The organism is Xanthomonas sp. 3058, from assembly GCF_014199765.1.
Taxonomy (GTDB): Bacteria; Pseudomonadota; Gammaproteobacteria; order Xanthomonadales; family Xanthomonadaceae; genus Xanthomonas; species Xanthomonas campestris_B.
Map to the genome: position 1 here is coordinate 242,058 of NZ_JACHOF010000002.1, position 22,394 is coordinate 264,451.

General features: G+C 65.2%; 22 protein-coding genes. 6 read left to right on the forward strand and 16 right to left on the reverse strand.

The window, feature by feature from the left end; genetic code table 11:
* Positions 1-222: 222 nt before the first annotated feature.
* Positions 223-513, reverse strand: a complete 291-nt coding sequence (locus GGR61_RS05030; protein ID WP_184620653.1) for a hypothetical protein — start codon at positions 511-513, stop codon at positions 223-225.
* A gap of 255 nt (positions 514-768) precedes the next feature.
* A complete protein-coding gene (locus GGR61_RS05035) occupies positions 769-1,272 on the reverse strand; it encodes a pyridoxamine 5'-phosphate oxidase family protein (RefSeq protein WP_184620739.1) in 504 nt (167 codons plus the stop codon).
* A 452-nt stretch (positions 1,273-1,724) separates the two neighbouring features.
* Between GGR61_RS05035 and GGR61_RS05040 the strand changes: the two genes are divergently transcribed.
* Entirely contained in the window at positions 1,725-2,864 is a 1,140-nt protein-coding gene (locus GGR61_RS05040; RefSeq protein WP_260286959.1) for a putative acyl-CoA thioester hydrolase, read from the forward strand.
* A gap of 384 nt (positions 2,865-3,248) precedes the next feature.
* On the opposite strand, the gene GGR61_RS05045 is transcribed toward GGR61_RS05040, so the two are convergent.
* From GGR61_RS05045 to efp, 6 genes are all read right to left on the reverse strand, one after another.
* Positions 3,249-3,938 (reverse strand): phytoene/squalene synthase family protein, encoded by a 690-nt coding sequence (locus tag GGR61_RS05045; RefSeq protein WP_184408076.1) that lies wholly within the window; start codon positions 3,936-3,938, stop codon positions 3,249-3,251.
* A 25-nt stretch (positions 3,939-3,963) separates the two neighbouring features.
* Positions 3,964-4,656 (reverse strand): phosphoglycolate phosphatase, encoded by a 693-nt coding sequence (locus tag GGR61_RS05050; protein WP_221237293.1) that lies wholly within the window; start codon positions 4,654-4,656, stop codon positions 3,964-3,966.
* Positions 4,657-4,741: 85 nt separating this feature from the next.
* A complete protein-coding gene (ubiG, locus tag GGR61_RS05055; protein WP_184408074.1) occupies positions 4,742-5,461 on the reverse strand; it encodes a bifunctional 2-polyprenyl-6-hydroxyphenol methylase/3-demethylubiquinol 3-O-methyltransferase UbiG in 720 nt (239 codons plus the stop codon).
* A gap of 30 nt (positions 5,462-5,491) precedes the next feature.
* On the reverse strand, positions 5,492-6,829 hold the full coding sequence (locus GGR61_RS05060; RefSeq protein WP_184620656.1) for a TRZ/ATZ family hydrolase: 1,338 nt from the start codon (positions 6,827-6,829) through the stop codon (positions 5,492-5,494).
* An 18-nt stretch (positions 6,830-6,847) separates the two neighbouring features.
* Positions 6,848-7,651, reverse strand: a complete 804-nt coding sequence (locus GGR61_RS05065; RefSeq protein ID WP_184620740.1) for a hypothetical protein — start codon at positions 7,649-7,651, stop codon at positions 6,848-6,850.
* A gap of 50 nt (positions 7,652-7,701) precedes the next feature.
* Positions 7,702-8,268 (reverse strand): elongation factor P, encoded by a 567-nt coding sequence (efp, locus tag GGR61_RS05070; protein WP_002802373.1) that lies wholly within the window; start codon positions 8,266-8,268, stop codon positions 7,702-7,704.
* Between the two features lie 103 nt (positions 8,269-8,371).
* Between efp and epmB the strand changes: the two genes are divergently transcribed.
* Positions 8,372-9,400: an EF-P beta-lysylation protein EpmB gene (epmB, locus tag GGR61_RS05075; protein ID WP_184620657.1), complete on the forward strand. Its 1,029-nt coding sequence runs from the start codon at positions 8,372-8,374 to the stop codon at positions 9,398-9,400.
* A gap of 19 nt (positions 9,401-9,419) precedes the next feature.
* Here the strand turns inward: epmB and GGR61_RS05080 are convergent, their stop codons facing one another.
* Genes GGR61_RS05080 through GGR61_RS05090 form a run of 3 tightly spaced genes read right to left on the reverse strand, consistent with a single transcriptional unit; the run spans position 9,420 to position 13,282 of the window.
* Positions 9,420-11,537 carry a GGDEF domain-containing phosphodiesterase gene (locus GGR61_RS05080; RefSeq protein WP_184408071.1) on the reverse strand — a complete coding sequence of 706 codons (2,118 nt, stop codon included), beginning with the start codon at positions 11,535-11,537 and terminating at the stop codon, positions 9,420-9,422.
* Positions 11,534-12,463: a phosphate/phosphite/phosphonate ABC transporter substrate-binding protein gene (locus GGR61_RS05085; RefSeq protein ID WP_184620658.1), complete on the reverse strand. Its 930-nt coding sequence runs from the start codon at positions 12,461-12,463 to the stop codon at positions 11,534-11,536. The genes GGR61_RS05080 and GGR61_RS05085 overlap by 4 nt, the downstream gene beginning before the upstream one ends.
* Before the next feature lie 51 nt (positions 12,464-12,514).
* Positions 12,515-13,282 carry an RNA methyltransferase gene (locus GGR61_RS05090; protein ID WP_184620659.1) on the reverse strand — a complete coding sequence of 256 codons (768 nt, stop codon included), beginning with the start codon at positions 13,280-13,282 and terminating at the stop codon, positions 12,515-12,517.
* A gap of 117 nt (positions 13,283-13,399) precedes the next feature.
* Between GGR61_RS05090 and GGR61_RS05095 the strand changes: the two genes are divergently transcribed.
* Positions 13,400-14,233 (forward strand): inositol monophosphatase family protein, encoded by an 834-nt coding sequence (locus tag GGR61_RS05095; RefSeq protein ID WP_184408068.1) that lies wholly within the window; start codon positions 13,400-13,402, stop codon positions 14,231-14,233.
* A 150-nt stretch (positions 14,234-14,383) separates the two neighbouring features.
* Here GGR61_RS05095 and GGR61_RS05100 read toward each other — a convergent pair whose 3' ends face one another.
* Positions 14,384-14,995 (reverse strand): superoxide dismutase, encoded by a 612-nt coding sequence (locus tag GGR61_RS05100; protein WP_184408067.1) that lies wholly within the window; start codon positions 14,993-14,995, stop codon positions 14,384-14,386.
* Between the two features lie 259 nt (positions 14,996-15,254).
* On the opposite strand from GGR61_RS05100, the gene GGR61_RS05105 reads away from it, so the two are divergent.
* On the forward strand, positions 15,255-15,704 hold the full coding sequence (locus GGR61_RS05105; protein ID WP_184620660.1) for a ribonuclease: 450 nt from the start codon (positions 15,255-15,257) through the stop codon (positions 15,702-15,704).
* A complete protein-coding gene (locus tag GGR61_RS05110; RefSeq protein WP_184620661.1) occupies positions 15,701-16,126 on the forward strand; it encodes a barstar family protein in 426 nt (141 codons plus the stop codon). Before GGR61_RS05105 ends, GGR61_RS05110 begins: the two co-directional genes overlap by 4 nt.
* 492 nt (positions 16,127-16,618) lie before the next feature.
* On the opposite strand, the gene GGR61_RS05115 is transcribed toward GGR61_RS05110, so the two are convergent.
* Complete coding sequence (locus GGR61_RS05115; protein WP_184620662.1) at positions 16,619-18,514, reverse strand: ATP-binding cassette domain-containing protein; 1,896 nt, start codon at positions 18,512-18,514, stop codon at positions 16,619-16,621.
* Positions 18,515-18,624: 110 nt separating this feature from the next.
* Between GGR61_RS05115 and dbpA the strand changes: the two genes are divergently transcribed.
* Positions 18,625-20,001: an ATP-dependent RNA helicase DbpA gene (dbpA, locus tag GGR61_RS05120; protein WP_184620663.1), complete on the forward strand. Its 1,377-nt coding sequence runs from the start codon at positions 18,625-18,627 to the stop codon at positions 19,999-20,001.
* On the opposite strand, the gene GGR61_RS21065 is transcribed toward dbpA, so the two are convergent.
* The 3 genes from GGR61_RS21065 to GGR61_RS05130 form a co-directional block, all read right to left on the reverse strand.
* Positions 19,988-20,116, reverse strand: coding sequence for a hypothetical protein (locus GGR61_RS21065; RefSeq protein ID WP_260286903.1), 129 nt, complete (start codon positions 20,114-20,116; stop codon positions 19,988-19,990). The genes dbpA and GGR61_RS21065 overlap by 14 nt on opposite strands.
* A gap of 26 nt (positions 20,117-20,142) precedes the next feature.
* On the reverse strand, positions 20,143-20,703 hold the full coding sequence (locus GGR61_RS05125; protein WP_184409246.1) for an adenine phosphoribosyltransferase: 561 nt from the start codon (positions 20,701-20,703) through the stop codon (positions 20,143-20,145).
* A gap of 94 nt (positions 20,704-20,797) precedes the next feature.
* Positions 20,798-22,354, reverse strand: coding sequence for a YdiU family protein (locus GGR61_RS05130; protein ID WP_184620664.1), 1,557 nt, complete (start codon positions 22,352-22,354; stop codon positions 20,798-20,800).
* Between the last annotated feature and the right edge of the window lie 40 nt (positions 22,355-22,394).

Here is a 22,394-nt window from a genome sequence, read left to right on the forward strand (position 1 = left end):
CCTGCCGCATGGCGGTGTCGACTAACAGATGCATGCAGAAACGCAGCCCGCGTTACCTAGACCTACCCCGCACTGATCGCGTTTGATAGTAGGAACATCGCGGCAGAATCACTGCGCAGCGGGCAGATGCATGCCCGCGCATCCCTGACCCAATGCGCGCGCACGCTGCGCGGGCGGTTCAGATCCGCTTGCCGGTCGCGCACGGCATGTTATCGGCCAAGATCAGCTGAGCGCCCCGTCCCGGGGATTACTGGCCGCATACGTGCTGGTACGCAACTCGTTGTCGTGCGGATGGCGCAACGCATCGCGTACGGCTTCAGGCAATGTATCGACATCCAGCATCACCTTGCACAAGTGCACATCACGCACGACCGAAGCCGGCAGGATGAAATCACCTCCGTTTTCGATATTGATGACGAGCTCGGCGCCATCGTTGCGAATATCACGGATTGCGCCCACGCCCACTTCGCCGTCGCGCAGGAACACCATTTGACCGATTTCGATCCGTTGCATGTCTTGCTCTCCTCGACAAAACCGTCGGTGTATCAGAGTACGCGGCACTGCACACCAGCTGACAAGCGCGCCACACATCAGCGCCTCAGGCGCGCACATCGCTGCGTGCATCACCCGCTGGAAATCCACTGATCCCGGGTTGCAAGCTGATGCCAGGGCAGCGAGCCATCCAGCGACCGACTCGCCGCATCCCAAAGCCAACCGCGGCCGCCAGCACGCAATACGCGCCGGTGAGCTCGCTCACCACATGCCGGTTTATCGCAGCGGAACGTCGGCCACTTTGTCTTGATAATCCTTCTTCGGATCCACACCGAACAGCACCTTGATACCGGCCAACAGGCTCGACCCATTGAGCCAGATCTGTGCGTGATCGGCGTCCAGACGCAGCAGCGCCAACTTGGGATCGTCCTTGCCGCCTTCGTACCAGGCAGCGACATGCGGATTCCACAAGCGCTCGACCACTGCCGGGTCAGTGTCCTCGCGCAATGAACCGCTGATGCTGGCGAACAGATCGTGGCCCTTGCTGCTGAAGGCGCCAATGACGCGACGGCCCTGCCCCAGCATCGCAATCAGCGCATTGTCCTTGGAGGTGAAAAACCAGATCGGCCCGCCGCTGTCGCCTTCAATCTGCGCGGTCATCGGGCGCGCATGACCATCCTCCACACCATCCAGTCCCAGCATCACGGTGCGATCGGATTTGAGCGCCTTCCAGAATTTGTCCTGCAGCTCTTTGGGGTCTGCCATTTCGATTCCTGCCATGCGTAGGTCTACGCGGGTAACCCAAGTGTGGAAGCCAGGCCGGCCACGACACGTGACGATGCGCACCGTTATCTGCACACGCCCGCAACACGCAGTGCGATTGCCAATGCTGCAAAAGCATGTGGCATCGCAGCACGCAACCCGCGTACACGACGAAAAGTTGGCGAAAACCGTGATGACACCGATGATCTCGAACATTGCACCGGCCTGGCTGATCAGAACAGGCGAACCCGGCAATACCATCGCGTCGATTCCTGCTCGATCATCCAAACGCCTTACCCCAAACGCAGCCGGCATTGCTGCCTGTGCCGTGCCGTGCCGTGTCGTCGCATGCCGTCTGTATCGCCTTACCTCCCGTGTCCAGCACGTATCCAACGATACGCACCCACTCCAAGAGAGAGCGTCATCCCATGTCCGCACTGTATCTCCGCACGACCTGCATCGCCGCTGCGCTGCTGAGCCTGGTCAGCATCGATGCCGTCGCATTGACCGGCACGGCCACCCGGCCTCAGCTCACCAGCAGCGAGGCAGGCACTTATACGATCACCAAGGCATTGGCCAAGGCGGGACCACTCAACGCATTGGTAACCGACAACTGGAATCCCACCGCTGGTGTCGCCCTGCTCAGCGCAGACTATGCGGTCGCCGCCGATGGCTCCACGCGCTATCGCACCGTGCAGTCGGCGATCAATGCAGCCGTGGCTGCAGGCGGCAGCACGCGTCGCTACATCAGCATCAAGGCAGGCACGTATACCGAGCTGGTCTGCGTCCCGCTCGAGGCTCCGCCGCTGACGGTCTTCGGCCTGGGTACCAATGCAGGTGACACCATCATTCGCTTCAACAACGCCAACCCCACCCCAAAGCCGGCGGGCACCGCAAGCCACCCGTGTGCCAGCAACGCATCCGCCACCACCGTTGGCACCTCCAACAGCGCGACGCTGACCGTCCAAGCAGCGGGCTTCCAGGCACGTCATCTGCGCGTGGACAACAATTATGTCGAAGGCACCTACGCCAATAACAACCAGTCGGCCGTAGCGCTGGCGGTGCGCGGCGACAAGGCCAGCTTCGAAGACGTCCTGTTGACCGGCAATCAGGACACCTTGCTGATCAGTGCCATCAGCGCAACCAGCCTGATCCGCGCCTATTTCAAAAGCAGCACGATCGAGGGCGATGTCGATTTCATCTTCGGCTCAGGCGTCGGCGTGTTCGACGGCGCCACCATTCGCTCGACCGGCGCGCGTCTGGGCAGCAGCCGTGGCGGCTACATCTTCGCGCCCAGCACACGGCCCGCCAGCAGCTACGGGTTTCTGGCGATCAACAGCAGCTTCGTCGGCGTGTCCGGTTCTCCCGACAACGCCACCTATCTTGGACGTGCCTGGGATGAGGGTGTGGGCAGCCTGAGCGCCTACGTCAACGGGACCTCGCCCAATGGGCAGGTGACGGTGCGCAACTCGACCCTCGGAAGCCATATCCGCAAGACCGCACCGTGGAATGCATCCACCGTCAGCCGTCCGTATTGCAGCAGCAACTGCGCCAATTCGCCAAACCGTTTTTATGAGTACAGCAATACCGGTGCCGGTAGTGCCGACTGAAGACGACGACGCAGTCAGAAGTCCAGATCAAACACTGAGTGGGTCGAATGCGCGGTGCCCTCACCGCTCGCGGGACACGCCGTGAATCCATCCCTGGAGGCTCGGTGGCGGCATCCATGCCGCCACACGGTCCCGGAAGCGGCGAGGACACCGCACCAGAGACTCCGCTGGTTGCTGTGTTTAAACCCATGCATGCCGGCCATCTCGACTGGCCCTTGCCCGCCCAGCGTCGCGGGACCTTACGCGGCATGGATGCCGCGTAAGCGCTTACAAGGACGTACTTGCAGCGTGTCCCGCGACGCTGGACGGGCAAGGGCCCTGCAGCCAGGCCGCAGATCAGCCGGCCTGCAGTAGGCTGACGCGAAGTCGTTTTGTTAGCCGCTCTTAATCCGCGCCGCTGGCCGCACGCCAGCTATGCCATAGCTGTTGCACTGGCGGCGGATAGGCCGACTTGCCACTGAGTTCGCGCTGCAGGCGCAACCGCGCCAGTCGCGACCACACCCGATGCGGCCGCGCCAACGCCGGCTTGCGCGGCCAGGCACGCAGCAATTGCGTACGCCACGCAGCGGTCGTCATGCCGCCCGGGGCCGCGCTGTCGCCGGCCACACGCTGCCGTGCATCCAGCCATTGCACTGCCACCACGGTGGCATCGCCAGGCTGGTTGCGTGCAAACAGTACCGCTTCGACTGCGAGCACGGCCTCGGCAAAGGCACGCAATGTCGCCAACGCCTGCTGCAGCGACTGCGGCTGCGCGCGGGCGTCCTGCATTGCCGGCAAGGTGTCGGCCAGTTGCGCCCACGGCGCACGCACCGGTTCGAGCACGCGCCCCAGCGGATGGCGCGAGCGCTGCTGTGACCAATCGCGCAGTTCCTGCTGCCACCAGGCCAGCTTGGCATCGGCCGGCAACGGGTCGCCGGCGATGTTCATGATGTCTTCCCACTCCTGCAGCAGCGCAAACCAGGCTGCGGTGAGGTGTCGCTGCGGTTCGGAAATGAAAGGCTCGGCAACCGACCATTCCGGCCAGCGGGTTCGCCACTTGTCGAGAAAACTGTCGAGGGCGCTGGATTGGCTCATGGCGGGTCCAGAAAAAGAAAGAAGATCAGGTGCGCGGCCACGCCGCCGCATCCCACAGCGTCTGCGGCTGTTCGACCAGCACGTCGGCCTGCCAGCTCGACGGCTCGTCGTCGTGCAGGCGATAGCCCCACAACACCGCCACCGATGGCATCGCCGCCGCGCGCGCGGCAAGAATGTCGCGCTCGTCGTCGCCGACGTAGACGCACTGGGCCGGCGCAACGCCGATGCGCTCGGCAGCTGCCAGCAACGGCAGCGGATGCGGCTTGCGCTCGGCCAGCGTATCGCCGCCGATCAACACCGCGCAGCGCTGCTGCCAGCCCAGTTGCGGCAGGATCAGCCGCCCCAGGTATTCGGGCTTGTTGGTGACGATGCCCCACACGCGGCCGGCGCGCTCCAGGCGCAACAGCAGTTCCTCGACACCGTCGAACAGCGTCGACTCGGTCCCGATCAAGCCTTCGTAGCGACGCAGGAATTCGGGGACCAAGGCGGTGCGCGCAGCATCATCGAGCTCGGCAAAGGCCACGCCGACCATCGCACGCGCCCCTTTCGACACCACCGGCCGCAACTGCTCCAGCGCAATCGGCGCGCGCGCGCGCGCGGCCAGCATTGCGTTGACCGTGGCCAGCATATCCGGCGCGCTGTCCAGCAAGGTGCCGTCCAGATCGAACAACACCGCACGCGGAAAACTCACGGACCCACCAACAGCGACCAACGACAAGCAGCGCGGCAGGAATCGGAAGACATCGAGATCGCAGCCAACGGATGTTGCCAATCCCGAATCCCGACTCCCAACTCCTCGCCCTTCATGGCCTCACCGCATACGCCAGATAATTGACCTCGGTGCGCGAGGACAACCGCGCACGATTGCGCCACGGCTCGTACAGCATGCCGCTGACGTCTTGCAGCTGCAGTTCGGCGCTACGCAACCAGGCCGCAAGCTCTGCCGGCTTGATGAAATCCTTGTAGTGATGCGTGCCCTTGGGCAGCAGCCGCGCGATGTATTCGGCGCCGACCACCGCCAGCGCGAACGCAGCCGGAGTGCGATTGAGCGTGGACAGGAACAGCTTGCCGCCCGGCTTGAGCAGGCTTGCGCAAGCGCGGATGATCGCGGTCGGGTCCGGCACGTGCTCGAGCATTTCCATGCAGGTCACCGCATCGAAACTGCCCGGTTGTTCGGCGGCCAGGTCTTCCACCGACTGCACGCGGTAATCCACCTGCACGCCCGATTCCAGGCTATGCAGGCGCGCCACCTTGACCAGCTCCGGCGCCAGATCGATCGCGGTGACCTGCGCGCCCAGACGCGCCATCGATTCGCTGAGCAAACCGCCGCCGCAACCGACGTCGAGCACGCGCGCACCGGCAAGATCCAGCCGCGCGGACACATAGTCCAGACGCACCGGATTGAGCGCATGCAGCGGCTTTTGCGGGCCGTCGGCATCCCACCAGCGGTTGGCCAGTGCAGCGAACTTGTCCAGCTCGCTCTGATGGAAGTTGCTGGAAGTGGATTGCGTATTCGGATTCATGCGGGGGCTCCGTGATGCGATGACGCGCGATCAGGCGCGGACGGTGCGGATGCGTTCGCGCCATTGCCGCGCATTGGCGACCAGGGCAGCGGTATCCATGTCGATCAGCTCGCGCTGCACCAGTTTGGGTTTGCCGGCGATCCACACATCGGTGACCTGATGACGGCCGGCGGCGTAGATCAATTGCGACAACACATGATGCAACGGCTGGGTCTCCAGCGCAGACAGGTCCACGCAGACCAGATCGGCCTGCTTGCCGATTTCGATCGAGCCGATCTTGTCGCCGAAGCCCAATGCGCGCGCGCCGCCCAGCGTGGCCGCGCGCAGCGTGGTGGCCGCATCCAGCGCGGTGGCGTCGTTGGCCACGGCCTTGGCCAGGATCGCGGCGGTACGGTTTTCGCTGAACATGTCCAGATCGTTGTTGCTGGCGCAGCCGTCGGTGCCGATGGCCAGGTTCACGCCCGCACGCTGCAAGGCGCAGGCCGGGCAGAAGCCCGACGCCAGCTTGAGGTTGGACTCGGGGCAATGCACCACGCTGACGCCGCGTTCGGCGCACAGATGGATTTCCGCCTCGGTGAGCTGGGTCATGTGCACGGCGATCAGGCGGTCGTTGACCAGGCCCAACCGATCCAGACGCGCCAGCGGGCGCTGGCCATATTGCTTGACCGAATCGGCCACTTCCTGCGCGGTTTCATGCGTATGCAGATGCACCGGCAGGTCCAGCTGGTCGGCAAGCATGCGTACGCGCTCGAAATTCGCGTCATTCACCGTATACGGCGCATGCGGTGCGAATGCGGTGCCGATCAACGGGTCGTCGCGCCATTGGTCGTGCAGCTCGCCGGCCCGCGCAAAGTATTCGTCGTCCGACGATGCCCAGGCGGTGGGGAAATCGATGATCACCGCGCCGACCAACGCACGGAAACCGTGCTGCTTGTAGACCGCCGCTTGCACGTCGGCGAAGAAGTAGTTTTCGTTGACGCAGGTGGTGCCGCCGCGCAGCATTTCGGCGATGGCGAGCGTGGTGCCGTCGGCCACGAACTCCGGCCCGATCACCGCCGCTTCCACCGGCCAGATGTGCTGCTGCAGCCACACCATCAGCGGCAGATCGTCGGCAATGCCGCGTAGCAGGGTCATCGGGTTATGCGTATGCGCATTGACCAGACCCGGCATCAGCGCCGCTTCCGGCCGCGAGACGGTCTGCTTCGGCGCAAACCGTGCGCGTGCTTCGGCAGTCGGCAGGATCGCCACGATGACGCCGTTGCTGACCGCCACCGCGTGGTTTTCCAGCACCACCGCATGCGGTTCGATCGGCACCACGTAACCGGCTTCGATCAACAGGTCGCACGCTTCGGGAGGGGCATTGGTCATCAGCGGATCCATAAGAGGTTAGTTGTCGAACGGCCAGCTGGCATCGCCACCGGCCACAGGCACATAGCGCTGGCCGTTGTAGCGCAGCACCTGGCGCACGCGACGGGACCGTTCGGTATCGGTGTCGCTGCCAGCTACGCTTTCCACGGTAGACACGTTGGCTGTCAGCACGATGTCCGCATAGCCGGCATGTCCCTGCGGCGCCATGCTCAGGTTCAGATTGGCGACTTCGGTGATCACATCGCCCTTCCCCACATTGCACGGCTCGCCTTTCACGCGTTGCCACGCATAGAGATCGCGTTGCAGTACCGGGCGCAAGCTGCGCCCTTCGCGCACCAGCAAGGTCAATGCCTGATTGCTGTAAAAATCCGGGCAGCTGGGCCCGCGCGCGGCGCTATGCACCACCACGCCGATCGCGCGCACGCCCTTGGCCAGGTCGTAGCGCGCGGTATCCAGACGCAGGCTGTCGGCCGCGAGTTCGAAGGCGGCGTCCTCACCCATGTCCTGCGCGTAAAACGCCAGCACCTTGCCGCTGGCGGCATCGAGCATGGCCACGCGCAACTCAATGTCGCGCTCGCCCGGCGCGGTCTGGGCGTCGCCAGCAAATGCGATTGCCGCCAGCCGGATCGCCGCATCGTTCGGCCACGGCTTGCAGGTCTGGGCCACCGCACGCTCGACCGGCACCGTAGCTGCAGCGCCGCCCACGACCCCGGAGGTTGCAATGGCTGCAACGGCGGCCACGTCACCGGCACCGCAGGTTGCGGCAGCCGATTGCGCAACGGCCGGGCACGCTGCGAGCGCCGCCCACAGCCCCACCACCACACCGGCACTGCGTAGCGTTCGACCAGGCCAGCGTCCCGGGCGCATCCGGCTTACTTGACGCGCGCCGAGTATTCGCCCGAACGCGTATCGACCTTGATGATTTCATCCTGGTTGACGAACAGCGGCACGCGCACCACCGCACCGGTTTCCAGCGTCGCCGGCTTGCCGCCGCCGCCGGAGGTATCGCCGCGCACGCCCGGGTCGGTCTCGGTGATCTTGAGCTCGACGAAATTCGGCGGCTGCACCCAGATCGGCGCGCCGTTCCACAACGTCACGATGCAGTCTTCCTCGCCCTTGAGCCACTTGTCGGCGCCGCCCATGCCGGCCTTGTCGGTCTGCACCTGCTCGAAGGTTTCCGGGTCCATGAAGTGCCAGTACTCGCCATCGCTGTACAGGTAACGCATGTCGGTATCGACCACGTCGGCCACTTCCACGTCGTCGGTCGCCTTCATGGTCATTTCGACCACGCGGCCGGACTTGATGAAGCGGTACTTCATGCGGGTGAAGGCCTGGCCCTTGCCCGGCTTGACGTATTCGGTCTCGGTGATGACCGCCGGCTCGTTGTTGACCAGGATCTTCATGCCGTTCTTGACGTCGTTCATGCCAACAGTGGCCATGGTGCAGCTCCTCGATAAGACCACGACCCGCCACAGGCCGTGGCGGGTCGGATTAGAATGGGGCGCCCGCCGCAACCGGCGGGCATTGGTTTTGTGACCGCATATGATACCCGCAGCCTCCCTCGCCTTACAGCCATCGCCGCCCCCCGCCCTGCAGCCGCCGCGCTGGCAGCAGCAGTGGCGTGATGCCGTGCGCGATGCGCGCACGCTGCTGACGCTGCTGGGCCTGGACGCGCAGGCGGACGGGATCAGCGATGCCGCCGCCGCCCAGTTCCCGCTGCGGGTGCCGCACGCGTTCGTCGCGCGCATGCGGCGCGGCGACCCGCACGACCCGTTGCTGCGCCAGGTGCTGCCGCTGGACGAAGAGATGCGGCCGGTGCCCGGCTTCGACCTGGATGCGGTCGGCGATGCCGCGGCCAAGACTGCAGAGGGGGTGATCCAGAAATACCGCGGACGCGCCCTGCTGATCGCCACCGGCAGCTGTGCGGTGCACTGCCGCTACTGCTTCCGCCGCCACTTTCCCTATGCCGAGGAAACCGCCGCGCGCGACGGCTGGCGCGCCGCAGTCGCCGCGATCGCGGCAGACCCCAGCATCGACGAAGTGCTGCTGTCCGGCGGCGACCCGCTATCGCTGGCCACCCCCAAGCTGGCCGAACTGACCGATGCACTCGCCGGCATCGGGCACATCAAGCGCCTTCGCATCCACAGCCGCCTTCCGGTGGTGCTGCCCGAACGCGTCGATGCGCCGCTGCTGGCGTGGCTAGGCGCCCTGCCCTGGCCGGTGGCCTTCGTGATCCATGCCAACCATGCCAACGAGTTCGATGCCGGCGTGGACACCGCCATGCGCGACCTGCGCGAGGCCGGTGCGCAACTGCTCAATCAGGCCGTGCTGCTGCGCGGCGTCAACGACAGCGTCGATGCGCTGGCGGCGCTGAGCGAGCGCAGCTTCGCCGCCGGCGTGTTGCCGTATTACCTGCATCAGCTCGACCGGGTTGCCGGGGTGGCGCATTTCGACGTGGACGATGCCCGCGCGCGCGCGCTGCATGCCGAACTGGCCACGCGTCTGTCCGGGTATCTGGTACCGCGTCTGGTGCGCGAAATCCCCGGCGATACCGGCAAGCGGCTGCTATGACGCTGCGCGATCCCGCCGCTCAGCCGGCCGCAATCAGCTTGACCATATCGGCCGCACTCAACGGGCGGCTGAACCAGTACCCCTGACCGAGGTCGCAGCCGCGCTCACGCAGCAGGTTGAACTGCGCTTCCTGCTCGATCCCCTCGGCCACCACGGTGATCCCCAACGAGTGGGCCATATTGATGATGGCGGTGGTCAACGCCAGATCGTCCGGGTCGCGCTGCAGATCGGCAATGAAACTCTTGTCGATCTTGACCCCGTCCACCGGCACCTGGCGCAGATGGCTCAGGCCGGAGAAGCCGGTACCGAAGTCGTCCAGCCACACCTTCACCCCGGTGCGGTGCAGCTGATCGAGCAGGCTTGCCGCCATCATCTCGTCGCCGATCACTGCCGTTTCGGTCAGTTCCAGATGCAGACGCGCGGCCGGCAGCCCGGACTCGGCCAGACACCGGGCCACGGTGTCGATCAGGGCGCCGCTGCGCAACTGGCGCGGCGAGACGTTGACCGACACGAACAGGCCCTCGCCCACCACCGGCCATTGCGCCGCTTCCAGGCAGGCCGCGCGCAGCACCTTGGGACCGATCACTTCGATCAGCCCGCTCTGCTCGGCGATGTCGATAAAGGTGGAGGGCGCAATCGTGCCCAGCGCCGGATGTTGCCAGCGCAGCAGCACTTCCACGCCGACCAGCATGCGGTCGCTGGTGCGATAGATCGGTTGGTAGACCAGCCGCAACTCATCGCGCTCCCAGGCACCGCGTAACTCGTGCTCCATGTGCACGCGGCGCTCGACCGCGTGATCGGCCGCGCGGCTGTAGAAGCGATAGCAGTTCTTGCCGGCCACCTTGGCCTGATACATGGCGATGTCGCCGTTCTTCAACAACGCAGTGGAATCACTGGCGTCGTCGGGAAACAGCGTGATGCCGATCGAGGTGCCCAGGAACACCTCGCGCCCCTGCACATTCAACGGGCCGCTCAACTCGTGCACCAGCCGGTCCGCCAGTTGCGCAGCCAGCAGGCTGATATCGCCGCTCTGCAGCAGGATCACGAACTCGTCGCCGCCGAAGCGCGCCAATATCGCGTCGTCGCCGCCCAACACCGCCACCGTGCGACTGATGCGGCTGGCGAACTGCAGCAGCGCTTCGTCGCCGGCCTCATGGCCGAGGGTGTCGTTGACGCGCTTGAAGTCGTCGATATCGGCAAACAGCAGCGCCAACTTGCTGCCGGAACTGCGCGCGGCGTTGATCTGGCAATCCAGACCTTCGCGAAAACCGAGCCGGTTGGTCAGCCCGGTCAAGGCGTCGGTGTAGGCCATGTGGCGCACTTCCCGATCATGCCGGGCGATGGCCTCGCTCATGCGGCCGAATGCGGACATCAACTCGCCGATCTCGTCGTTGCGCGGATGCGGCGGCAGCTGCACCGTGTAGTCGCCGCGCTCGATCTGCCGCGCTGCCGCTGCCAGCAGACGCACCGGCGCCACCAGCGTGCGCTGCACGTAGATGGCCAGCAACACCCCCAGCGCGACCAACGCCGCCAGCAACACCAGTAGCCAGCCCAGATCGCGCTTGCCGATCGCGTTGAGGTTTTCCACCAGGATCAGATTCGCCCCGGACTCCAGCTTGCGCGCGCGTTCGCGCGACAAGCCAACCCGCACGCCGCCGATGTACTGGTCGCCGATCTTGATCGGCATCGTCACATCCAGCACTTCGGACGATGACTGCAACAGCAAGGCCTGCGCGGCCACCGCCCTGGCCGCCAGCGGGTCGGTCATCGCTTGACCGTAGCGCTGCAGATTCACGCTGCCGTCGTGCACCAGACGGCCGTGTCGATCGAACACCAGCACATAGCTCACTACCTGCTGGCGCGTGACATTGCGCACCAGTGCGCCCACGGTGCCCAGATCGGCGTAATACAGCGGATTGGCCAGGCCAGTCGCCAGTTCGGTTGCCAGGGTTTCGCCGCGGTTACGCAGGCTGCGGTCGAACAGCTCGTGCAGGATCTGCGCGCTCAGCCCGCGCACTTCGCGCTGCATCGTGCTCTGGCGTTGCAGCAGCGAGGCCAGAATCGCACCGACCAGCAGCAACGTCAGTGCCATGACCAGCAGGAAGCGTGCCTGCAAACCGAAGCGTACCTGCGTCATTCCACTCGGCTCCTGACACGTTGCACCTCGGCGCTCAGCGCCTGCAGGCGCTGGCGACTGGCGTCATCCAACGGGTGGAACGCGGTGGTGTCGAAGAAGCGTTTCAACGCCGGGGCCGCCTTCGGATCGGAGGCGGCTTGCAACAGCACCGCGCGCAGGCGCCGCTCCACCGCCGGATCCATGCCCTCGCGCACCATCTCCACCGCGCGCGGCACCGACGCACTGCGGTGCACAATACGGAAATCGCGCTTGAACGCTGCCGGCAGATGACGCTCGTCGTCCCAATCCAGATTGCTGAAAGCACCGGCATCGATCATCCGCTTGTGCACGAGCGAGGCGATGTTCAATGTCGAACCGACCATCAGATAGCCCACAGAGCCGAGCACCCGGGTGTCGTCCGGCGACAGCAGCACGTCACAGGAGATGCCGCTGCGCATCAGTTCCAGCATTGGCATCAGATAGCCGGTGGTGGACGAAGCGTCCTGCAGCGCCAAGGTGTGCCCACGCAGCTGCCTGAGCGACTGAATCGGGCTGTCGCGGCGGACGAAGAACACGGTGTTGACCTCGCGCACACCGCCACGCTCGCTCATCACCAGCGGCCGCGCACTCCCGCGTTGCTCAAGCAACATCGCCGCTCCGGTGGTTTCGCTGACCCAATCGACCCGACCACGCCGCAAATAGCTGGACATCTGCCGCGCATCCGGCGCCATCAGGATTTCGCCCCGCCGGATACCGACCTCGCGCATGCGCGGGACCACATAATCCAGCAAAGGCTTGAGTTGGTCGTAATGTGTGGCAGGATCATCGCTGATCCGCCCGAGTACCAATACCGAGGAAGGTGCCTCAGCGGCCGTTGCGGCCAAGCTTGCCCCGGCCACCAGCCAGAGGGCAATCAGACACCAATGTAGACCGCGCAAAACGGACACTCCCCTAGAGCCGCCGACAGCCTAGCCGAATCTGTTCAGATGTGACAGACGTCAGCTTGCGTCGCGTTTTGCCAGCATTGCCATACGCTGCGCATCGGACAGGATGCCGCGAATCAGCCGCACCTCCTGCTCGGTCATCTCCGCACGCAGCAGCAGGCGTCGCAGTTTGCGCATCGCCGACTCAGGCGCCCGGCCCTTGTGGAAGTCGATATCGTCCAGGGTCTCGCCCAACTGGCCGAACATCCCTTCCAGTTGCGCATGGCTGGCCGGGCCCTCGCGCAGCCCGCCGGTGGCCGCGGCGGGCGAAGGGTCGCCCGCGCCCGCCGCCAGCTGCGCCAGCCGCACCTCATAGGCCAGCACCTGTACCGCCGCCGCCAGATTGAGCGAACTGAACGCCGGGTCGGACGGGATATGCACGGCGGCATGACAGAGCTGCAGCTCGTCGTTGGTCAACCCGGTGCGCTCGCGGCCGAACACGAACGCCACCTCGGCCGGCTCGCCGGCCTTGGCCCAGGCGCGCTGCGCACCCTCGTCCGGCGACAACTCTTCCAGCGCCACCCGCCGCGCACGCGCGGTGCAGCCGATCACCAAGGTGCAATCGGCCACCGCCTCGGCCAGGGTGGCGAAGATCGGCGCCTCGCCGAGCACGTCTTCGGCACCGGCCGAGCGCCGGTAGGCGTCTTCGTCGAGCGCGCGCTCGGGCGCCACCAACACCAGCCGCGACACGCCCATCGTCTTCATCGCGCGCGCGGCGGCGCCGATGTTGCCTGGATGCTGGGTGCCGACGAGAACAAAACGGATGCGCTGACTGACGGACATGAACAGAGAATTGGAGAGCGGCTTGGCCGTAGATGGTAAACTGCGCGGCCGGCTTTCGCGCCGGACCGCTCTTTTACCTTCGCCATTTCCGATTCTGCCTTCACGGGAGCTTTAACCATGCAGAAACCCGCCGTCACCGTCATGGTCAAAGCCGCCCGCCTCGCCGGCAATGTGCTGTTGCGCGGCATCAACAAGCTCGATTCGCTCAATGTGGTGCAGAAGGGCCGCATGGACTACGCCAGCGAAGTCGATGCCGACGCCGAGAAGGTCATCATCAAGGAACTCAAGCGCGGCTACCCCGAGTACGCCGTGTTCGGCGAAGAAGGTGGCGTGCAAGGCGGCAAGAGTGGCCGCTACACCTGGGTCATCGACCCGCTGGACGGCACCAGCAACTATCTGCGCGGGTTTCCGCACTACTGCGTGTCGATCGCGCTGGTGGAAAACGGCGAACCCACCGACGCGGTGATCTTCGACCCGTTGCGCAACGAGCTGTTCACTGCCAGCCGGGGCGCCGGTGCAGTGCTCAACGACCGTCGCATCCGCATCGCCGAACGCAAGGATCTGGAAGGCGCAATGGTCCACACCGGCTTCCCGCCGCGCGAGCGCGCACGCATCAGCGCGCAGCTGAAGTGCGTCGACGCGCTGCTGGTCCAGGCCGAAGATGTGCGTCGCACCGGCTCTGCCGCGCTGGATCTGGCCTATGTGGCCTGCGGCCGCGCCGACGCGTACTTCGAAGCCGGCGTCAAAGCCTGGGATATCGCTGCCGGCGTGTTGCTGGTGCGCGAAGCCGGTGGCCGCGTCTGCGACTACAAGGGCGCCACCCCGCCGCGCATGGACAACATGGGCCCGGAAACCCAGCAGATCGTCGCCGGCAACATCAAGATCAGCGACGCGCTGCAGAAGGTCATCGTCAATACCGGTTACGCGCGCGAGTTCGACGCCAAGCTCTGATCGACGGCGCGGGCGGACACGAGCCTGCGTGCTGGAGCTGAGTTTCGGCGCAGACCTGGCGACCGAGATCACTCAGTGCCACTGGCTCATGCAAACGAAGAAGGCCGGGATCGCTCCCGGCCTTCTTGCGTTACAGCGTCAGCTCAAGATTCAGGCGATCGCAGCGTGGTAGCGGCGCTCGACTTCTTCCCAGTTCACTGCGTTGTAGAACGCGCCGATGTATTCCGGGCGACGGTTCTGATATTTCAGGTAGTACGCGTGTTCCCACACGTCCAGGCCCAGGATCGGGGTGTTGCCCTCGAACAGCGGGCTGTCCTGGTTGGCAGTGCTTTCCACCACCAGCTTCTTGTCCGGGGTCACGCTCAACCAGGCCCAGCCGGAGCCGAAACGGCTGATGGCGGCCTTGGTGAAGGCTTCCTTGAATTTGTCGAAACCACCGATGTCCTTGTCGATCGCCTTGGCGACCTCGCCCTTGGGCTCGCCGCCGCCATTGGGCGAGAGCACGGTCCAGAACAGCGAATGGTTGGCATGGCCACCCCCGTTGTTGCGCACCGGGCCCTGCAGGTTTTCCGGCAGGCTCTTCAGCTTGGACACCAGCTCTTCCACGGGCAGGTCGGCGTATTCCGTTCCTTCCAGCGCCGCGTTGACGTTGTTGATGTAGGTCTGGTGATGCTTGGTGTGATGGATTTCCATCGTCTGCGCATCGATGTTCGGTTCCAGCGCGTCGTAGGCGTAGGGCAACTGCGGAAGGGTATAAGCCATGCGTGTCTCCTGGACTTGTCACCCGGCGAAGACCGGGCGTTGCGGATAGATGGTAGGGACGACGGGGGCGCTTCCCAAGGGTCTTGGTAGGGAAATTTCATTCCATCGCACGCCGTGCCCTGTGCGCTGCACACCTTGCACCATGCCCCGGTTACTTGGGCGTGAACCGTGCCCTCGCCCGGCCGCGTTCAAGCGCGACACAGTCGCGCAACGGCATACTTGCTCTGCCGTTTCCATGCCTTGTTTTTCGGACACCCTCATGCGCAAACCCGCTCTGCTGATCGTCGCCATCGTGCTGCTCGTCACCGGGTTATGGGGCATACGTGTGATGCAGACGCCCAAGCCGCAATTCGCGCCACAGCTCAACGCGCCGATCGCTGCCACGGCCCCGGTCGGACAGGTGCGTCAGCTACCGCGGCTGCCAGCCTTTTTGCCGACCGAAGCGCTGGCCACGATCGTGTTGATCCAGCGCGGCGGACCGTTCCCGCATCCGCAAGACGGTGGTGTGTTCGGCAATCGCGAGCAGCGTTTGCCGGAGCGTCCGCGCGGCTATTACCGCGAATACACCGTCGACACACCCGGCAGCGCCGATCGCGGCGCACGCCGCATCGTTACCGGCGGCACGCCGCCCGAAGCCTGGTATTACAGCGACGATCATTACGCCAGCTTCAAATCGTTCCAGGGTCCGACCCCAGAGCAGGCACCATGAACGCAGGCGACTTCGCACTGGATCTGTCCGACCCGCAGCAGTCCGGGGTGTATCAATCCGATACCGACGATCTGGACACCATGGCCGCGCTCGCCCGCGACGCCGGCCTGCGCATCCTGCGGGTGGATCTGGCCAGCTGCAGCGACAAGCACATGTTGCTGATGCGCCTGGCCATCCAACTGGATTTCCCGGCCAGCTTCGGTCGCAACTGGGACGCGCTCTCCGATGCCTTGCGCGACCTGGCCTGGCTGCCCGCATCACATGGCTATGCGCTGTTGATCAACGGCGCAGACGCACTCGCGCGCACTGCACCGAACGATCGCAACACCTTGCTGGATATTCTTGATGAAGCCGCAACCGCCTGGGCCGCTCGCGGGCTCACATTTGCGGCATTTGTGGCGCCTGCAAGTGCTTGCGACTGAGAGCGGCTAACAAAACCTCTCGAACGCTGTAGCGATGGCAGCAACGTCTTGGCCACAAATGACGCGATGTGGGAAATGGCAGCGACATTCAGATGCGATCAAAAGCGTGGTTAGTCGAGTGCGCGGTGCACTCACCGCACCAGAACGTTCGTAGGTCGCTTCGTTGAAAGCCTGCCTGTTATTCGCTCGCGTTGCGACGCTGATCGGACGCACCGTCATCCAAAAAACGCGCTGATTGCACTGCTTGCAACCATGCACACCGACGCTCTCGATTGGTCCTTGCCCGCCTACCGTCGCGGGACCTTACGCGGCATGGATGCCGCGTAAGAGCCTACAAGGACGTACTTGCGGCGTGTCCCGCGATGGTGGGCGGGCAAGGACCCTGCAACCAAGCCGCAGAGCAGCCGCTCTACAAGTCATCTATCAGCTCGCAATGCTTGTTTGCCGCGCCTAAAAAAAAGACCGGCACGCAGTCGTACGCCGGTTGAGCTATCAACTATCCAGTTCGCTCCAGCGCGCGAACGCCGCATCCAGCTGCGCCTGTGCATCGCCCAGCGCGGCGGTATGCGCGGCCATCGCGGCGCTGTCGCGCTGATAGAAGGCCGGGTCGTTCATCGCATTGGTGAGCGCTGCAACCTGCTGCTCCAGGCTGTCGATCAAGGCCGGCAACTGCTCCAGCTCGCGCGCCTCCTTGTAACTGAGCTTGCGCTTGGGCGCAGCTTCCGCCGGTGCGGCAGCAGGCGCCGCTGGCGTAGTCGCAGCCGCCGTCGCCGATGCCTTGGCCACCGCCATCGCGTTGGGCGCCGGGGTGCGACGCTGACGCAGCGAATCACTGTAACCACCGACGTAATCACCGACCAAGCCCTCGCCTTCCATCACCAGCGTGGAGGTCACCACGTTGTCGAGGAAGTCGCGGTCATGGCTGACCAGCAGCAAGGTGCCGGTGTATTCGCCGAGCAACTCTTCCAACAGTTCCAGCGTTTCCACGTCCAGATCGTTGGTGGGTTCGTCCATCACCAACAGGTTGGACGGCTGTGCGAACAGCCGCGCCAGCAGCAGACGATTGCGCTCGCCACCGGACAGCCGGGTGATCGGTGCGCGTGCGCGTTCGGGCGTAAACAGGAAGTCCTGCAGATACGCATGCACATGCTTGCGCTTGCCGTTGATCTCGAGGAAATCGCGGCCTTCGGCCACGTTTTCGATCGCACTCCAGTCCTCGCGCAGCGTGGAACGGTACTGGTCGAAGTAGGCGATCTGCAGATTGGTGCCGATGCGGATCTCGCCCTGCTGCGCCTGCAGGTCGCCCAGCAGCAACTTGAGCAAGGTGGTCTTGCCGCTGCCGTTGGGACCGATCAGGCCGATGCGGTCGCCACGCTGGATGATGGTCGAAAAGTCCTTGACCATCGTGCGTGCGCCGAATGCGAAGCCGACCTCCTTGGCTTCGATCACCTTCTTGCCGGAGGACTCGCCTTGCGAGACTTCCATACGTACATTGCCGGTCAGGTCGCGGCGCTGCACGCGCTCGTTGCGCATCGATTCCAGACGCCGCACACGGCCTTCGTCGCGGGTCCGTCGCGCCTTGATGCCCTGCCGGATCCAGATTTCTTCCTGCGCCAGCATCTTGTCAAAGCGCGCATTCTCCTGCGCCTGCGCATTGAGTCGTTCTTCGCGACGCCGCTCATAATTGGCCCAGTCGCCCGGCCAGCTGGTGACCTGACCACGGTCGATTTCGACGATGCGCGTCGCCAACGCACGCAAAAAACGCCGGTCATGGGTCACGAACAGCACGCTGCCGCTCCAGCCTTTCAGGAACGACTCCAGCCAGTCGATCGCCTCGATGTCCAGATGGTTGGTCGGCTCGTCCAGCAGCAGCACATCCGGCGAGGACACCAGCGAGCGCGCCAGCAGCACGCGGCGCTTCATCCCGCCGGACAGCCGCGCAAACTCCGCATCGCCGTCCAGTTCCAGCTTGGTCAGGGTCTCGGTGACGCGCTGATCCAGCGCCCACCCATCGGCCGCGTCGATCTTGGCCTGCACCTTGCCGAACGCATCGGCATCGAACACCTCGGCGTGGCTGAGCTGATGGAACTCGGCCAACCAGTGGCCCAGTTCGCCCAGGCCATCGGCCACCACGTCGAACACGCTGCCGCCGGTGCCCTGCGGCACCTCCTGCTCCAGCCGTGCAATGCGCACGCCCTGCTGCACGCGCACTTCGCCGTCATCGGGCCTGAGCTCGCCGGCGATCAGTTTCATCAAGGTCGATTTGCCGGCGCCGTTGCGGCCGATCAGGGCGATACGCTCGCCCGGCTCGATCGTGAGGTCGGTTTTTTCCAGCAACAGGGGGCCGCCGACGCTGTAGTCGACGCTTTGCAGAGTGATTAAAGGCATGGCGCAATTGTACGGGATTGGGGATTCGGGATTCGGGATTGGTACAAGCGCGGGCTGTCGCGGTGACGAATCCCGAATCCCCAATGCCCAATCCCGGGCTAAAATGCGCCATGAACGAATTCTCCGCGCTGCCGCTGTCGCCGGCCCTGGCCCCCGGCATCGACGCCCTTGGCTACACCGTCCTTACTCCCATCCAGGCGCAGAGCCTGCCGCCGATCCTGCAGGGGCTGGACGTCATCGCCCAGGCACCCACCGGCAGCGGCAAGACTGCCGCGTTCGGGCTGGGCCTGCTGCAGAAGCTCGACCCGGCGCTGACCCGCGCGCAGGCGCTGGTGCTGTGCCCCACCCGCGAACTGGCCGACCAGGTCGGCAAGCAGCTGCGCAAGCTGGCCACCGGCATTCCCAACATGAAGCTGGTGGTGCTCACCGGCGGCATGCCGCTGGGTCCGCAACTGGCCTCGCTGGAAGCGCACGACCCGCAAGTGGTGGTCGGCACGCCCGGCCGTATCCAGGAACTCGCCCGCAAGCGCGCCCTGCATCTGGGCGGCGTGCGCACGCTGGTGCTGGACGAGGCCGACCGCATGCTCGACATGGGCTTCGAAGAACCCATCCGCGAGATCGCCAGCCGCTGCGACAAACACCGTCAGAGCCTGCTGTTCTCGGCCACCTTCCCGGCCATCATCCGCACGCTGGCGCGCGAGATCCTGAAGGACCCTATCGAAATCACCGTCGAAGGCGCCGACAACGCGCCGGAAATCGACCAGCAGTTCTTCGAAGTCGACCCGACTTATCGACAGAAAGCCGTCGCCGGGCTGCTGCTGCGCTTCAATCCCGAATCCAGCGTGGTGTTCTGCAATACCCGCAAGGAAGTAGACGAAGTGGCCGGCTCGCTGCAGGAGTTCGGCTTCTCCGCGCTGGCCTTGCATGGCGACATGGAACAGCGCGACCGCGACGAGGTGCTGGTGCGCTTCGTCAATCGCAGCTGCAACGTGCTGGTGGCCAGCGACGTGGCCGCGCGCGGGCTGGACGTGGAAGACCTGTCGGCGGTGGTCAATTACGAGCTGCCCACCGACACCGAAACCTACCGCCACCGCATCGGCCGCACCGCGCGCGCCGGCAAGCGCGGCTTGGCACTCAGCCTGGTGGCCTCACGCGAGACGGGTCGCGCACAGGCACTGGAAGCCGAACAAGGCCAGCCGCTGAAGTGGTCGCGCGCACCATTGGCCACCGCCCGCCCCGCGCAGCTGCCGCAGGCGGCCATGACCACCTTGCGCATCGACGGCGGCAAGACCGACAAACTACGTGCCGGCGACATCCTCGGCGCGCTGACCGGCGAAGCCGGACTTTCCGGCGCGGCGATCGGCAAGATCGCGATCTACCCCACCCGCTCCTATGTCGCCATCGCCAACGCGCATGTCGCCAAGGCGCTGGCGCATCTGCACGCGGGCAAGATCAAGGGACGCCGGTTCCGGGTCAGCAAGCTGTAACCAGCAAGCGGTAGAGGCCGACGATCCGGTCGAGCGGCGGCTGCAACGCCTGCCGCTCGATCCACATGGATGCGGATTTTCGCGCATCCATGTCGCCAGAACGCTGGCTCGGCATGACGCTCGCTCAACCAGACGCCTGGATCAGTAGCTCAACGTCGCCAGCAACGGTACGTCATCGGCCCACTTCTCGCGGCCCTTCAGCGTCAGCAGCTCCACCAGCACCGCCGCGCCGACCACTTCCAGCTCCAGCTGTGCGGCCAGGCTCAACGCCGCGCGCAAGGTGCCGCCGGTGGCGAGTACGTCATCGACAATCAATACACGGGCACCGCGCGGCAAAGCGTCTTCGTGCATTTCGATGCGATCGGTACCGTATTCCAGTGCATATTCCTGCACCAGCGTGCGCCCGGGCAGCTTGCCCGGCTTGCGCACCGGCACGAAGCCTGTGCGCAGCTCGCGCGCCAGCGCAGCACCCAGGATGAAACCACGCGCCTCGATGCCCAACACCGCGTCCAGCGGCGTGGTCCGCCAGGGCTGCGCCATTTCGTCCAATGCGGAAGCGAAGTCCGGGCCATCGGACAGCAGCGGCGTGATGTCCTTGAAGACGATGCCCGGCTTGGGAAAATCGGCGATATCGCGGATCCGGCCTGCCCAGTGGTTGGGTCCGGAAGAAGTGGTGCCGGCGCAGCGGCTGCAATCGGTCATGGTGATGGTGGCGTCGTAGCCGGTGGGGACCCGGCTATTCTAGGCTGCGTAGGCGTGGCCCGCCGCGTTTACGACATACCTGCATCTGAGCGCGTCAGGAACTGCAGGACAGCATCGAGCAGCCGGCGCGATCGCGCGCCCAGTCCGGCCGCCGCGCGGCAAACGCCTCGCGGCCCGGCTGGTCGTCGTACGGATGACGCATGACCTCCAGCAACTCCTGCACCCCGGACGGATCGCCCTGCTCGGCCAGATCGATCGCCTGCTGCGCCAGATAGTTGCGCAGTACGTAGCGCGGATTGGCCAGGCGCATGCGTTCGCGCCGCAGGTCAGCCGGCAGGCTGTCGTGCAGCAACCGCACCGCGTAGCGCTGCAGCCATTCCTGCAGCTGCGCTGCGTGCGCGAGGCGCTTGGCCTCGTCGTAGAACGCTTCGCGCAACAGCTCCGGGGCGGGATGCTCTGGCGACAGATCGATCAGCCCGCGGAAGGTCAACGTCATATCCATCTCGGCGTCGTGCATCAGCGCGCGCAGGGAGTCGATCAACGCCAGATCCTCGTCACGGCACTCGGCAAGGCCCAGCTTGGCCGCAGTATCGCGGCGGTCGCAGGCCAGGTAGGTATCGCGGAAGCGGTCCAGCCCCTGCTGCAACAGCGCCTGGTCGGCGAACAGCGGCGCCAGCGCCTGCGCCAAACGGCCCAGGTTCCAATACGCCACCTGCGGCTGGGTGCCGAAACGGTAGCGACGGCCCTGGGCGTCGGTGGTGTTCGGCGTCCAGTCCGGGTCGTAATCGTCGACCCAGCCATACGGGCCGTAATCGATGGTCAGGCCCAGGATCGACATGTTGTCGGTGTTCATCACCCCATGCACGAACCCCACCCGCATCCAGTGCGCCACCATCACCGCGGTGCGTTCGCAGACCTGCGCAAACCAGGCGGCGTACACCTCCTCGCCGGCACCTTCCAGCTCCGGGAAATCGCGTGCAGTGGTGAAATCCGCCCACTGCCGCAACAGCGCGAGATCGCCGCGCGCATTGGGCAACTCGAAGTTGCCGAAGCGGATGAACGACGGTGCCACCCGGCACACGATCGCACCCGGCTCGCGTTGCGGGCGGCCGTCGTAGAACATGTCGCGCACCACCGCATCGCCGGTGGTCACCAGGCTCAGCGCGCGCGTGGTCGGCACGCCCAGATGGTGCATCGCTTCGCTGCATAGAAATTCGCGTATCGACGAGCGCAACACCGCACGACCATCGGCACCACGAGAGTAAGGCGTCGGGCCGGCGCCCTTGAGCTGCAGCTCGTAGCGACCGCCATCGACCCCGATCGCCTCGCCCAGCGAAATCGCCCGGCCATCGCCCAACTGGCCTGCCCAATGTCCGAACTGGTGCCCGCCATAGTTGACCGCCCACGGCTGCATGCCTGGATACAGCGCATTGCCGCCAACGACCTGGGCAAAGCGTGAACTGGCGATCTCCGCGGCGTCCAGCCCGAGCAGCTGGGCCACCTCCGCCGAATGCGCAAGCAGGCGCGGTGCGGCGACCGGCGTTGGCACGACCGTGGACCAGGCAGCGCGCACCTCGCGGCGTCGCGGACCTTCTTCGGCATCGCCGGGCAACTGCTGGCGCAGCCGGTTATCAAATCGCAACGTTGTCATGGCACAAGCCTAGGCCACCGGCAGTGAACCCGGCATGGTC